The sequence below is a fragment of the Bradyrhizobium embrapense genome (assembly GCF_001189235.2).
Taxonomy (GTDB): Bacteria; Pseudomonadota; Alphaproteobacteria; order Rhizobiales; family Xanthobacteraceae; genus Bradyrhizobium; species Bradyrhizobium embrapense.
The window spans coordinates 68,265-81,109 of the sequence record NZ_LFIP02000006.1; the positions used below are offsets into that span (position 1 = coordinate 68,265).

Consider the following 12,845-nt stretch of genomic DNA (forward strand, 5'->3'; position numbering starts at 1 on the left):
AAGTCGAGTTCGAAAGCCAAGGCGATTGCAGCGCGCCGCGATGTTGGCGATTGGTCCCGGAGCAATTCAGGCCGGCATGTCTTAGATCCATGGTCACTTGCTCGCATTAAAGCGGCGTTTATCTGCACGATGACATGCCGCGGGGATCGCCATATCCTAGAAGCGTTGTCGCGCTGCAACGCACGAGAACATTTGTGGCAAGTCAGATGGGCCAATCAGCGGTGACCTGCTGGCGAGCCGCCTCCAGCAACTGGTCGCGCCGGCGCTCGGCCATCCGGCTCTCACCGCTTTCTTCGCCGAAACAAAGGTTGAAGTCGTTACATTGCGTGCACACCGGTGTTGTGCACATCGCGAGGCCTTCATCCTCGCAAAGCATGCGATAGAAGAAGCGCTTCCAACGCATATTGTTGACATTGCGCGCGGCGAGCGGCGCGTAGTGACGGCTGAGCAGCCGAGAGAGCTCGCCACGATTGCGCAATCCGAGATCTTCCCATAAATGGTCTGGTTCGATGGCCCGTCGAGCGATCATGGCAGCCAGCCAGCGACCGAGATCTCCTTGCGTCGAGCGGTGCTTCAGGAGAAGATCGCGCACCATTGCGATTTCGTCGTTCTCGTTGCATTTGTACCTCAGGAGGTCATCGCGAAGTTCGACCTCAAGTGAGGGAAAGTACTGCGCGAGCAAAGCCGCGAGTTCATCGCCCGATAGGCCAGTCTTCGCCGGAAGAGCGCCACCATCCATCGTGGCAGCCGCCAGAATAGATGCCAAAGCATGGCGGTCGAAATGACTGTCACTGGCAATGTCGGCATCCGCAGGAAGTACGCCGGTGAGGAGGCGGTAGGCTACAATTCCGTTGGAACTGCTCGCATCAGGCTCACAAGCAGCCATAGACGGAAGGAAGTGCACTTCGGACATGATTTTGTGGGTCACTGTAGCGGCCAGGTTTGCCTCGCCGCGTCCTGGTCCCGGCCGGGAGCGCTGATCAGAATGCCGGCCTCCCCGGATGGGGGGTGAGGAGGCCGGCATCCGTCGCGCGCCTTCACAAGGCCGCGACTCACGGCCTTTACGAGGCAGCGAGTTCGGCGGCAGTTTTGCCGATGATGGATTCGTCGACCGGCTTCATAATGCCATGCTCCATCAGCATGTCCTCAAGCTCGTCCATGGAGATCGGTGTCGGAATGATACCCTTGCCGCCATTGTTGTGAACCTTGGTAGCGAGATTGCGATAGTGATCGGCCTGCTTCGAATCCGGCGCATACTCGAGCACCGTCATGCGGCGGAGTTCGGCATGCTGCACCACATTGTCGCGCGGCACGAAGTAGATCAGCTGAGTGCCTAGCTTCTTGGCCAGCGCCTCCGCCAGTTCCAACTCCTTGTCCGTCTGTCGTTCATTGCAGACCAGGCCGCCCAGCCGCACACCGCCCGAGTTGGCATATTTCAGGATACCCTTCGAAATGTTGTTGGCGGCATACATGGCCATCATTTCACCGGACATCACGATGTAGATCTCCTGCGCCTTGTTTTCACGGATTGGCATCGCAAAGCCTCCGCAAACGACGTCGCCGAGCACGTCATAGGATACGTAATCAATGTTCTCATAGGCGCCGTTCTCCTCGAGGAAGTTGATCGAAGTGATGACGCCACGACCGGCGCAGCCGACGCCCGGCTCAGGACCACCGGACTCCACGCAACGGATGTCCTTGTAGCCGACCTTCATTACGTCCTCGAGTTCAAGATCCTCCACGCTGCCGGCGCTCGCCGCCAAGCTCAGAATCGTGTCCTGCGCCTTGGCGTGCAAGATCAAGCGGGTCGAGTCCGCCTTAGGATCGCACCCGACAATCAGGATTTTCTGGCCCATCTCGGCCAGCGCCGCCAACGTGTTCTGGGACGTCGTCGACTTGCCGATGCCACCTTTTCCGTAGAACGCGATTTGCCTTAGTGAAGACATGTTGCTCTCCATCAACCGATTTGCCAAAAGTTGCGCGCTTCTGACGCGCGAGCTTGTTTCTCTCTCTCAGAAACGGGGCACACGGGTTCAAGGGAAGGAGCACATCGCTCGTCTTACGCGTCGGCGTGCACTCAGCCCTCACTCAGTGTTGCTGCCCGATACTAGCAACCGCCGTGCCAATGCTCGCAAGCGCTGCCCAAGTCTTTGATTACATTTGAAAAGCCACCTGCCCGCCAGTGCGCCTGGCTGTTTTGGAATCTATCTGTCAGCGCGGCTGTCAGAAAACGAACAAGAGCGGCAACCGCTGACGCGAGGCCCATTGGCATCGGCTGTCCCATATCTTTAGCCATGGAATGGGACTTGCTACTCCTCTGGTGAACCGGCTCTCTGGGACTTGAGCGGTGCGACAATGTCGGTTGCGATCCAGACTGGCCGGACAGCGGATGCCAGCGGGGCTTAGCCAACTGGCATTGAAGATAATCGGCAAGACCATCGAATGGGCGTCGAACGCAGCAGCGACATGGCTATTGTTCACCTCAGCGCTGCCAACATAGGTATGACATGGCGACAATCACTTTTTATCAAAAGCCCGGCTGCGCGACCAATGTGCGTCAGATTCAAGCGTTCAACGCTGCCGGTCACGACATCATAGCCAAGGATATTTTGATGGAGCCGTGGACTTCAGAAGAACTGCGCCGCTTCTTCGGCAATATCCCGGTTGCCTCCTGGTTCAACCAAGCGGCCCCCCGTATCAAATCAGGCGAAGTCAATCCCGCCATAATTGACGACCAGCGCGCACTGGCGTTGATGTTAGACGATCCGCTCCTGATACGCAGACCTCTGATCGACGTCGATGGATCACGATGCGCCGGATTCGATCATGAGCTCGTGCTGTCGCTGCTTGGCCGCAAGACCCCAGATGATCTCGAGGGATGTGTGCATGACGCAAACGAGACGCGCTGTCCGCAAACGTGAGGCTAGGACAGACGGCTTTGATGCGAAGAACCATATTTTTCTGCTTCCGGCTTGGTTCGTGACCGCCAACTCGGACCCTCGCTGAGAAGGCCAACCCGGCTATTCCGTAATACGGATCTGCCGATATTGCGCCTCGGGTGAATGCTGCCTCTACCGGCCCTGCAATGTGCGGGGTTGCTGCATTGCCACTTTGATTTTGCATGGCCCAACGGGCATGGATTGGATCGGGGCATCAAGCCAACAAACAATCTCCTGAAGAGATTGGAATCAGCACGGACTATGAATCGAATAGCTATCAAGCAAAGACAACGACGCTTCGATAGCCGTGCTTCTTGTGCAACTCACCCGCATAATTCCGGTGAGCCCGCCACTATTTTGATCCGCATCAAATCCTCCGCCGCTTGTCATGTGTGACAGAGATCTCGCGCGCCTTATCGCGCGACTTTTGGAATGGAGAATTCGATGAGAACAAGAACAATTCTGACGACGACGTCGCTCCTCACGCTCGCGATCTCGCTGGCCAGCATCTCGACACAGGCTGCAGATCTCGGTCCAGCGCCGGTTTATTACATAGCACCCCCGATCGAACCGTTTAATCCATGGATGATCCGCCTGCGAGTGCTCGGCGTTTTGCCCGATACCGCAGGCAGTTCAGTCCACGTCTCCGGGGTACCCTCGCTGTCTTCTCCCAACTCCGGTCTGTTGATCAGCGATCAAGCCATACCGGAGCTCGACATCACCTATTTCTTTACAAAGAACATCGCGGCCGAACTCATTCTCGGCGTGACCCGCCATCACATCAGCGGCACTGGCACGCTTAATGGACTCGATATCGGCAAAGCGTGGCTATTGCCACCGACGTTGACCCTGCAATATCACTTCGACGATTTCGGTCCACTCAAGCCATATATCGGCGCAGGCATCAACTACACCGCATTCTTCAATCAGTCGGCGGCCAATACGTCGCTCGCCGGCCTTACCGTGACGGATCTGCACATCAGCAACCAGTTCGGCGCGGCGGTCCAATTTGGCTTCGATTACATGCTTGACCGTCATTGGGGCCTCAACTTCGACGTGAAGAAGCTGTGGCTGCGGCCAGACTATTCTGCGACCGTAAACAATGCAATTCCCGTCTCCGGGCGCGCCAATATCGACCCATGGCTCATCAGCGGCGGCATCGCTTACAAGTTCTAACGTCGGAGCAGGATCCAGAGAAGACAAGGTTGATGACTCCGGACGCGGCGAGCCACCGAGCGCGTCCTTCAACCACACCGCAGTTCATCCCGCGAGCGAGATGGCGTGTCAAAGACGCGTCGTCTCGCGAAGAACGTGAGCGCCATGCGCACCTTGCGCTTGCGGCGTGCTGCGTAGGGACAGTATTAAGTGACGCGAACAGATTGATCGAACAGCCATCGAAAGAAAAACGTTCTTGCTTTGTCAGGCGTTGCGACCATGCAAGGTGCCGATCGGGTCTGAAAATTCAAGGCGCCGCGCTGCGCCGTGAAAATGATAGTCTGACAAGGAAGTTGACGCTCAAGGTTCAGGGCCCGGGCACGAGCAGCGCTCTAATCTGGGCCCGTCTCACCGAACATCTCAAAGAGCGCCATAACGACAAGCTCTCTGACGCGCTGTTCGCACGTCCTGACGCCTGAGGGCCACCCGGTCATCCTGATCCGACCGACGTACCGAGGGAACAGCTCATCGACGGAGAAGCTGTCCATGCTTGATTGCCCGGCCAAGCGGCGCGAAGAGGCGTTTAGCTGCGCTTTAGCACCATCACGAGGCGGTCGACGCGTTTACCCCGCTTGAGATGGGATTCCAGGATTTCGTCGACGTCTTCCGGCGTAGTCGCGCGGTACCAGATTCCGTCAGGATAGACGACCATCAAGGGACCGGAGTTACAATAGCCGAGGCAGCCAGCCATCGTGAAACCGATATCGTTAAGGCCTTGCGCTTCGATCGCCTTGCCCATTCGATCCCACAATGCTTGCGCGCCAGAGGCGCCGCAACTGCCGTGCGGATGAGTGGGCGGACGCTGCGTGTTGCAGGCAAAGACATGATGCCTATAAATTTGGGGGAGCTCGAATTCGGTTTCTGAGTCCATGCGTTTATCCTGTGATCAATGCGAGCGATCCGAAAGAGACATGGCCTGGGCCCGCATCGGCCTCACAGGGTCTCTTGCTGTCGAACACCGCATCGATAGATTGATGCTACTGATTTCGATGCGTGCCTGCGGACGCAGGCGAAATAAGCGAACGCAACACTAATTGTAAACGTTGAAGATCACCCACAGATCACTCACGTCTGGCACAACCTTCCTGATTCGTTTCAACGTCTTCTCCTACCATCGCAATCCCTTCGCTCCTACATTGCTCAGCCATCCGATTGCTGAAAAGCAAGTTCCACACCAAATGCAGAATCCTCGCATTTTTATGACTATCTCTTGTTCTGCCGAGACGCTCCTCATCGTTGATGCTGGAGTTCCGACAATGTCGTTTCTCTTCTGTTTTGGACAGGACAATCGTTGGCATCGCGTTTGACGCCCCCCATTCTGCTTCGGCCGTTCGCACGCATGATGTGCGCTCCGCTGTTTCCAATCTATTGTTTACCTCAACAGGATAGTGCCTGGCGCAAACGCCCCGACAGTCAGAGTGAACGCAGACCCGCGTTCAAGGCTATAGGTTAAGCTGCCCGGAGTTGATCGGCCGTCACGAAACCGGCAACACAGCGGTCCTGAATCGCGCCCACAGCCCTCCACGATAGCGTCAAGGCGCACTTGCCGCCTCAATGCCGAGCACCGAATGCGTGTTCATTCATGCATGCGTCCGTAAACCGGTGGCTCCCAAAGATCGCGGCGCCACTCGCTGAGAGGTCGCATTGAGGCGTTTGGCATCGCAATTGCAGCCTAGAAAATAAGCCAACTGTCGCTGACGGCCTAGCTTCTGACACAGGATCGTCATTGTTCCTCCCAAACGATCCTGTCAGTCTGGGTCTCCCCATTCTCGCAGCCCAGACGGTGTCCTCGGCGGACTTCCAGCCGCCGAGGACATTTCTTGAACTGTTCTATCGGCCGGCAGCAAGAAGCAGGTCCCGCCTGCGAGATCCATTTGGCGAATTGACGTAAGAGCACCTTTTGTTGGTACGGCAGAGCTCGCTGGTGCCCGGCAGCAAAGCGTTGGACTGCCGTTTGCTCTGACAAGCTAAGAGAGCATAATACCCATCTGCACCAACGCTTAGGAGCGACGATTTCGTCCTCCGATAAAATCCCTCGGCCAACTTGAACAGCAGCCAAATGATACGCCGTCAATCCGGATGTATCGTGATATCCATTGTTTCTTCGCTGTCCTCGAAGCGCTCGGAAGCCCGATCTTCCTCCAGCAGCTCGACGCCGCATAGGCAAACGTCACCTTCGATCACGGCGAGCGCTACCGGCTCAAGCGCTTGTCCATTGCAGGGACCCTCGATGCACACTCCGGTCTCGATCTCGAACCTTGCACCATGCCGGCCGCATCTGAGAAAGAAGTGGTCTGCCGAGAAAAACTCGCCGGAGCCGATGTTCAGCCAGACGCCGTCATGCGGACAACGGTTCACATAGCCAAAATAGTCGTCACCGAAGGTGCGCACCACAATAATGGAAAACAACCGGCTTTCGCCGCTATCATCGATACGCGACAAGCTAAAGCCCCTGGCGCCATTCCGCTCGATGGCATCGGCCGGACAGACGGTAAAAACCTCGATCTGATCGCCCATTGGGTTCCCAATCATCGCTTGGCTCATCCAGGCCTCGCAGTTTCCCGCTTGAAGGCTTCGACCGTAGTACGGCTCAATCGGAAGATGCCGCGGCCACGTGCGAGCGGTCGATATGCCGAGCTAGCGCGGGCGTTGAGAACTTCAAACCATTGGTTCGGCGTGAGCTTTGCCAGGCGCTCGCTGATCTGGATCACCTTTCCATTCGGAGCGAAGCGGAGGTGAATGATGACTCCTTGTATGCTCATAGTAATCTCTGCTTGACTAACTCGAGACACCCGAGCCGAAGCCCAGGATGGCGTCCTCGGGTTCGAGCATCTTGGCGCGTCGGCCTTAAACCACGGCGTGAGCACGACAGTTTGCGACGATCGAGCAGGCTTTCTGCGAGCGCGAGGCTGGAGCATTTCTCCCGCAGCTTCCCGAACAGTACATGATAGAGCGGCATGCGACGTGTTTCGCATTTATGCGGATATCTATCCGCCCGCGGCGGCATCGCATGACATGCGCCCGATCGATTTCTCATCTCGCGGACGCCCAGAGCTATGATTGTGCTCAACCAATCCTCCTTTCATTTGGGGCACAAAGATCATCTCAGTAGATCGCCGCACCCGCGCCCACATTGATCGAGGCATCTTTCATGGTCTCCACGATAAACGCGATCTGCTTGTTCGTGAGATGGGTGTGAAACGGCAGCGCTAGAGCGCGATCGGCGACCTTTTCGGTAACCAGGAAATCGCCACGGCGATAGCCGAGGTCAAAATAGTGGCGTTGCAGATGCAGCGGCTGGCTGTAGGCAGCGGACTGAATCTGCGCGGCGCGCAGATCATCGATGATGGCGTCCCGACCGGATCGCGAGAAGCGTGTCCCCAATTGAACGAGATAAAGCATCCAGTTCACATCCGTCACAGCGGGACCGACATAAGGCGGCTTGATGCCTTCAAATGACTGGATATGCGCGTTATAGAGCTGCTCGATGAGCCGACGCCGCTCCAGGATTTCATTGAGACGCTTCAGCTGCGTCAGCCCCAAGGCAGCCGTGAGATCGCTGATGCCAGCCTGGTAAGGTGCTGTGCTCGCGACGACGACTGAGAATCGCTCGTCTAGGCGGTGGGCGCGATGGCGGCGCAACCCAAGCGCAATATCCATGTCATCCGTCACCACCATTGCGCCTTCACCGCAGCTTAGGGCTACCGGCTGGGCAAAGTCGAACACGGCCAGGTCGCCAAATCGGCCGACGAGCTCCCCCTTGTAGCTCGACCCGATCGCCTCGGTAGAATCCTCCAACAGCAGTAGCCGGTGGCGCTGTGCGACCGTCCGCAGTTCTGCCCATGGCGCAGGATGACCGTTGGGATTGCCGGCGACAATCGCCCGCGTGCGGGCCGTAATGCTCTCTTCGACCTTCGCTGGAACCAATGTTCCCGACCAATAGTCGACGTCGGCAAATACCACCCGTGCGCCTGCGAGACTGATGGCATGCGCCGTTTCGCGAAAAGCGTAGGGCGAGGCGATGACCTCATGTCCTGCTCCGATCCCGAGCGCCTTGAGTGCAAGCAGGAGCCCAATCGTACCACTCGAAACCGCAACGGCATGTTTGCGGCCCAGATAGACCGCGAAAGCCTGCTCGAACGCCTCAGTGATCCGCCCGCTGGAGATCTGCGACGAACACAGCAGGGTTTCAACTGCAGAGAGCTCAGCGACGGTAATATCCGGGTCCGACAGTGGGATAAAGGATGCATTGTTCTCCGCATTGTGCGCGCTATCGCACGGATGCTCTGCGAGCTCAGTGCCGCTCACTGCGCAGCGCTCCTTTTGGCCAATATGATACCGGTCGCCCGTGCCGGGTCGGCCGTAATCTGCACGCAGTGATCCGATCCATCGATCAGATGGAGATCGAAACGCACAAACTGCCGGAATGGCTGATCCGGCATATCCGACGCGTCACAGCGCACACAAGCAAGCTGCGGAAAGCGGCGCCGCAGCTCGACAAACGGCCCCTCCTCGGCCCTGTCGGTCGCAAGCAGCTGCTCAATTTCAATCAATTCCTGCGTAGTGAGCGTCATCGTGGCTCCTCTGTGCCCCCTCAAAAGCCGCCCCTCATTGCCAGAACAGACGCTCCGGATCCGCGTTCAATTCGTCGATCGCTGAAGTCAGGCGGTGATACAGGCTATAAAATTCCCAGATTCCTTGGGCGTGGTTCTTGCAAAACACCTTCCAAATTCCGCTCACGCGATCAAAAAGAATTAGCGCGACGTCGATTAGCGCGCCGTCCTTTTCAATATTGCGCGAGCAACAGGGGCTCTCGACGAGGTAGCCGCCTTTCACCGGTGTCACCTTCGGCGAGACGTAGATATAGCGCGTACGGGAGCTCAAGCTGCGCTCGATCCGCTTGCGATCAAGCTCGTTGGGGTGCGCCAGCAGCCCGGTCTTGACCTTCCTCATCAGCCCGGCATTCATCGCGAAAGCCTCCCTTCAAAGACCTGTGATTTCTTCTTCAAGACAGCCGATGAGCAACCGTTCTCCAAAATCGACAGTATAGATCGGAACGTTCGCATCGGTATGGATGGCAACCCTGATGATCTCTCCGGCCACTCCGGCGCCGAGCAAGACGCCGTCAGGCTCTGCATTGGGAAAAGAGCCGTCGTTGATGATATCGACTGTGGTTTTAACCCGCTGGCCCCGCCGATATTTCAGAAAGCCGGGTTCACTCACGACACGGCCTCCACCGGCAATGGAAGATCATCAATCTCCTCGCAGGCATCCACGGGCACGAGTTCCTTGCGCTTCATGCCAACGCGGTAGCCGCTTTCCAGAAACTCGACACCATATATGTAGAACTGCTGCAGGAATGTCCCGATCGAGATGACGTAACCGACCTCTCCCTTCTTGACCAAGATGTCGCCGATCTCCTTGCCACGAAAGGTGCCATCGTTCCGGATGGTGCGATTGGCTCGTACCTTTTGGCTAAAACTGAAGACAGGCGGCTCGTCGAGCTCGACGACGTCGCTGTCGCGAACAATACCGCTCATGTAGCGCTCCTCATGCATCGTTGCTGGTAGACATCAATGGTGTTGCTGCCGGCCCGACCAGGAGACACCCTCCACAATTGTGTGCTCATCCCTCGCCGCACTCAGCCGATTCACTCACCGCAATGCGGTTCGCCAGTTCGTGTCGACGTGCTGACCAGGATGTCGCTTTAGGGCAGTTCGTGCTCTCGAGTGACAGCCGTTCTGCGATATCTAGCCGCGCTCTAGCGTATTGGCCCGTAGCTTCACCAAGTAGCCCCGCAACGGCAGCGAGACGTGGTACGATGTGACGGAACTGGACTTCCTCAGCGCAGATCGATTGATTGCGGAGCTGCGGGCCAAAGTGGCGCGTGAGCACGTCGCCAGTTCCTTGTCGGACAGCATCGGCATCATTTCCCCGTACGAAACGATGTTGCGGCTGAGGCGACGAGGTTTCTAGGGCCATCAAGCATCGACGATAAGACGACGGCATTAGCCTGCGTGGACACGATCGCTCAGACCTCAACGTCTGCGCGCCAAGTGCCGCCATTGCTGAGCGCGGGATTCCGCCGGGAGACGTGCTGGAGACGTAGCCGGCCCAATCATTTGGGCAAATAGCCGAACGCCGGCAGTCGCAGCCCCTCTTGCGCGACCGACGAGCGCAGGCCCTGTAATTGGAGTGATGCCTCAGGGCGGCGTTGCCAATATGGTCGATCTTCGGATTGGCTCCTCCGCTCCAGGACGTCCGCGCGCGATTCGGTACCGATCTTGTCAGCCGGTTCGAGTTCGAGCAGCTTGGTCGCGGCCTCGTCCCCTCTTTCCGATTGCCTGCCCATATCTGCAGGCCGGCCAGGTCCATCAACACGGCGGGATGCAACCGCGGCATGATGATATCGGCGTGATCAAGTGCAGCATCAGTCGCGTTAACCATCCGCCGGCCTTGGCCCGGGACTTCGCCGAACGAAGTGCGCGCGATCAGCGCTCCCTGACCGGCAAATGGCGACCTGGCTGCGGCCTCGAAGGTCATCGGCAGCTTCGTTCGCCCGGCGCATTCCGCGATGTTGCGGCTCGGTAAGACTGATCCCGCCGCGCATGCGCCGATCAGCGTGACCTCGTCAGTCACATAAACGATAATGGCGCGGCCCAGAAGCCTACGCTCGGAGCTGAGAGGCGCTTTTGGCCTGCCGCGCCAAATGAAATGCCTGCCAACGCTCCGCTGCCGGCGACCAGCAGCACGATCGCAGGAACATCCGGAGCAGCCGCCTTCGCGAGGGGAGGCACGAAGGTCGAGACCTGCGGTGTTGACAACGCGCCACACGAAGTTTGCAAATTTTTTAGCCCCAGCTCTTGGCATGCCGTTCATGGAAGCTCGCATCCTAAGCTGGCGCCTGATAGCGGGGTAAGGACGTGTCGATCACGCAGGTATTGTCGACCGGACAGGCCGCAACGCATTGCGGCTCGTCGAAATGGCCAATACATTCGGTGCATTTCGTCGCTTCGATGACAAAGCTTCCTCCCTTTTCCGAGATGGCAACGTTCGGGCATAAGGGTTCGCAAGCTGAGCAGCTGGTACACTGAGAGGCGATGATCTTGAATGGCATATACCCCCCTTACGCCGCGGAGATCAGAGCTCCCTGGCGGATCGCGGCGTCGCCGCGCTCCTCGTGCTGGACATCGCCGCTCTTCACCTTGTCGAGATAGGACCTGAACCAGACGATCGTCGACTTCTCGATGAACTCATGCGCGTATTGATCAACCGGCTCGATCCCGGCCTTGATCAGGTTGCTTTTTGGGCAGCCGCCGATCTTGGCCACGAACACCGCATGGCAGTCATGAATGCCACGAATGATGGTCGAAAGCCTGTCCTCCTCGCCATAACCGTCCTGGCAGTAGACGTCGACGCGACGGTGACCGATGAACTTTGCGCCGGATGTAGAAAGTTCATATACTTGGAATTCCTTTGCATGCCCAAAGTGCTCGTTGATGAGTCCCGCGCCCTTGGTTGCGACCGCCACCAGAACCTTGATCGCGCTCGTCTCGGCGGCGAACTGTGTAAGCTCTTGTTGGAGGGCCACGACGCTGACGGCCCGCTCGTCCTCCACCCTGTCTTGATAAGCCTTGCGCGTAGCAAGGTCATATTTGACGCCCATTTTCATGATCTGATCCGTACTGAACTCTGCGCTGCGATCCTCTCCGATCAGTCCGACAGCATCAGCGCGGCACTGGCGACAATGCCGCATCATGTTCATCTTCCCTTCACAAGCATCCTGCAGCGTCTTCAATTCCTGCGCCGACGGCCCGCGTTGACCGTTTAGGCCAAACACCGTGCCGTGCTCAGGCGCGGAGATCAGCGGCATGATATTGTGAAGGAAGGCACCGCGCGCCTTCACCGCCTTGTTGACCTCGACCAGGTGCTGATCGTTGATGTGGGGGATCATTACCGAGTTAACCTTGCACAGGATCCCCCGTTCGCTAAGCATCTCCAGTCCTTGCAGCTGACGGTCGGTGAGTATCCTCGCCGCATCGATGCCGGTGTAACGTTTATGGCTGAAGAAGATCCAGGGATAGATCTTGGCGCCGATTTCGGGATCGATCGCGTTGATAGTGATGGTGACGTGGTCGATTCTGGACCTGACGATCGTGTCAATATGGTCCGGCAGAGCCAGTCCGTTCGTCGACAGACACAGCTTGATGTCGGGCGCCGCCTTGGCGACCAGTTCGAACGTCTTGAACGTCTTTGCTGGATTGGCGAGAGCATCGCCGGGACCAGCGATTCCGAGCACGGTCATCTGCGGAATGGCGGTCGCGACCACGAGCACTTTTCTCACCGCCTGCTCAGGGGTGAGCTTCTCGCTCACCACGCCCGGGCGAGATTCATTGGCGCAGTCATATTTGCGATTGCAGTAATTGCACTGGATGTTACAGGCTGGCGCGACCGCCACATGCATGCGGGCGTAATGATGATGCGCCTCTTCGCTGTAGCAGGGATGTTTCTTCACCTTTTCCCAGATTTCGCTCGGCAGATCGCCTTGGCTTGTCCGTGACCCGCAGCCTGCCTGGGCGGTCTTGGCTGCGGTGCGACAGCCCTTATGCTCGGCGGCAGACTGCATCATCGTGCCGTTATCCGGCGCAGCTTTGGCGTACCCTCCGCTCCCCACCATCGCACTCATTCTCT

13 protein-coding genes are annotated in these 12,845 nt (G+C 57.8%); 2 read left to right on the forward strand and 11 right to left on the reverse strand.

Annotated features, from left to right (window positions below):
* Positions 1–202: 202 nt before the first annotated feature.
* Both AKN83_RS25870 and nifH read right to left on the reverse strand, forming a co-directional pair.
* Positions 203–913, reverse strand: coding sequence for a nitrogen fixation protein NifQ (locus AKN83_RS25870; RefSeq protein WP_083992234.1), 711 nt, complete (start codon positions 911–913; stop codon positions 203–205).
* A 148-nt stretch (positions 914–1,061) separates the two neighbouring features.
* Positions 1,062–1,946, reverse strand: coding sequence for a nitrogenase iron protein (gene nifH, locus AKN83_RS25875; RefSeq protein WP_050403050.1), 885 nt, complete (start codon positions 1,944–1,946; stop codon positions 1,062–1,064).
* A gap of 561 nt (positions 1,947–2,507) precedes the next feature.
* Between nifH and AKN83_RS25880 the strand changes: the two genes are divergently transcribed.
* Together AKN83_RS25880 and AKN83_RS25885 are read left to right on the forward strand one after the other, a co-directional pair.
* A complete protein-coding gene (locus AKN83_RS25880; protein ID WP_050402985.1) occupies positions 2,508–2,921 on the forward strand; it encodes an ArsC/Spx/MgsR family protein in 414 nt (137 codons plus the stop codon).
* Between the two features lie 450 nt (positions 2,922–3,371).
* Positions 3,372–4,115, forward strand: a complete 744-nt coding sequence (locus AKN83_RS25885) for an OmpW/AlkL family protein (RefSeq protein ID WP_050402984.1) — start codon at positions 3,372–3,374, stop codon at positions 4,113–4,115.
* Positions 4,116–4,677: 562 nt separating this feature from the next.
* On the opposite strand, the gene AKN83_RS25890 is transcribed toward AKN83_RS25885, so the two are convergent.
* From AKN83_RS25890 to nifB, 9 genes are all read right to left on the reverse strand, one after another.
* Positions 4,678–5,025, reverse strand: coding sequence for a (2Fe-2S) ferredoxin domain-containing protein (locus tag AKN83_RS25890; RefSeq protein ID WP_050402983.1), 348 nt, complete (start codon positions 5,023–5,025; stop codon positions 4,678–4,680).
* A gap of 1,199 nt (positions 5,026–6,224) precedes the next feature.
* Positions 6,225–6,698: a Rieske (2Fe-2S) protein gene (locus AKN83_RS25895; RefSeq protein WP_244522101.1), complete on the reverse strand. Its 474-nt coding sequence runs from the start codon at positions 6,696–6,698 to the stop codon at positions 6,225–6,227.
* A 561-nt stretch (positions 6,699–7,259) separates the two neighbouring features.
* Complete coding sequence (locus AKN83_RS25900; RefSeq protein ID WP_050402980.1) at positions 7,260–8,462, reverse strand: DegT/DnrJ/EryC1/StrS family aminotransferase; 1,203 nt, start codon at positions 8,460–8,462, stop codon at positions 7,260–7,262.
* On the reverse strand, positions 8,459–8,728 hold the full coding sequence (locus AKN83_RS25905) for a DUF6129 family protein (RefSeq protein WP_050403049.1): 270 nt from the start codon (positions 8,726–8,728) through the stop codon (positions 8,459–8,461). The genes AKN83_RS25900 and AKN83_RS25905 overlap by 4 nt, the downstream gene beginning before the upstream one ends.
* 34 nt (positions 8,729–8,762) lie before the next feature.
* The gene (locus AKN83_RS25910) at positions 8,763–9,122 is read right to left on the reverse strand and encodes a DUF3024 domain-containing protein (protein WP_050402979.1); all 360 of its coding nucleotides are present in this window, start codon (positions 9,120–9,122) and stop codon (positions 8,763–8,765) included.
* Positions 9,123–9,137: 15 nt separating this feature from the next.
* Entirely contained in the window at positions 9,138–9,377 is a 240-nt protein-coding gene (locus tag AKN83_RS25915; RefSeq protein WP_050402976.1) for a nitrogen fixation protein NifZ, read from the reverse strand.
* Positions 9,374–9,694 carry a nitrogen fixation protein NifZ gene (locus AKN83_RS25920; protein WP_050403048.1) on the reverse strand — a complete coding sequence of 107 codons (321 nt, stop codon included), beginning with the start codon at positions 9,692–9,694 and terminating at the stop codon, positions 9,374–9,376. The genes AKN83_RS25915 and AKN83_RS25920 overlap by 4 nt, the downstream gene beginning before the upstream one ends.
* A 1,352-nt stretch (positions 9,695–11,046) precedes the next feature.
* Positions 11,047–11,271, reverse strand: a complete 225-nt coding sequence (locus AKN83_RS38580) for a 4Fe-4S binding protein (protein WP_083992236.1) — start codon at positions 11,269–11,271, stop codon at positions 11,047–11,049.
* 9 nt (positions 11,272–11,280) lie between these two features.
* Positions 11,281–12,840 (reverse strand): nitrogenase cofactor biosynthesis protein NifB, encoded by a 1,560-nt coding sequence (nifB, locus tag AKN83_RS25930; protein ID WP_172803614.1) that lies wholly within the window; start codon positions 12,838–12,840, stop codon positions 11,281–11,283.
* Positions 12,841–12,845: the final 5 nt, after the last annotated feature.

What these genes read in the sequence shown, in the direction of transcription:
- AKN83_RS25905 (WP_050403049.1), bottom strand. Translation starts at nt 8,728, where the DNA reads ATGACGCTCACTACGCAGGAATTGATTGAAATTGAGCAGCTGCTTGCG.
- nifB (WP_172803614.1), bottom strand. Translation starts at nt 12,840, where the DNA reads ATGAGTGCGATGGTGGGGAGCGGAGGGTACGCCAAAGCTGCGCCGGAT.
- AKN83_RS25885 (WP_050402984.1), top strand. Translation starts at nt 3,372, where the DNA reads ATGGAGAATTCGATGAGAACAAGAACAATTCTGACGACGACGTCGCTC.
- AKN83_RS25910 (WP_050402979.1), bottom strand. Translation starts at nt 9,122, where the DNA reads ATGAATGCCGGGCTGATGAGGAAGGTCAAGACCGGGCTGCTGGCGCAC.
- AKN83_RS25895 (WP_244522101.1), bottom strand. Translation starts at nt 6,698, where the DNA reads ATGAGCCAAGCGATGATTGGGAACCCAATGGGCGATCAGATCGAGGTT.
- AKN83_RS25890 (WP_050402983.1), bottom strand. Translation starts at nt 5,025, where the DNA reads ATGGACTCAGAAACCGAATTCGAGCTCCCCCAAATTTATAGGCATCAT.
- AKN83_RS25880 (WP_050402985.1), top strand. Translation starts at nt 2,508, where the DNA reads ATGGCGACAATCACTTTTTATCAAAAGCCCGGCTGCGCGACCAATGTG.
- AKN83_RS38580 (WP_083992236.1), bottom strand. Translation starts at nt 11,271, where the DNA reads ATGCCATTCAAGATCATCGCCTCTCAGTGTACCAGCTGCTCAGCTTGC.
- AKN83_RS25870 (WP_083992234.1), bottom strand. Translation starts at nt 913, where the DNA reads ATGTCCGAAGTGCACTTCCTTCCGTCTATGGCTGCTTGTGAGCCTGAT.
- AKN83_RS25920 (WP_050403048.1), bottom strand. Translation starts at nt 9,694, where the DNA reads ATGAGCGGTATTGTTCGCGACAGCGACGTCGTCGAGCTCGACGAGCCG.
- nifH (WP_050403050.1), bottom strand. Translation starts at nt 1,946, where the DNA reads ATGTCTTCACTAAGGCAAATCGCGTTCTACGGAAAAGGTGGCATCGGC.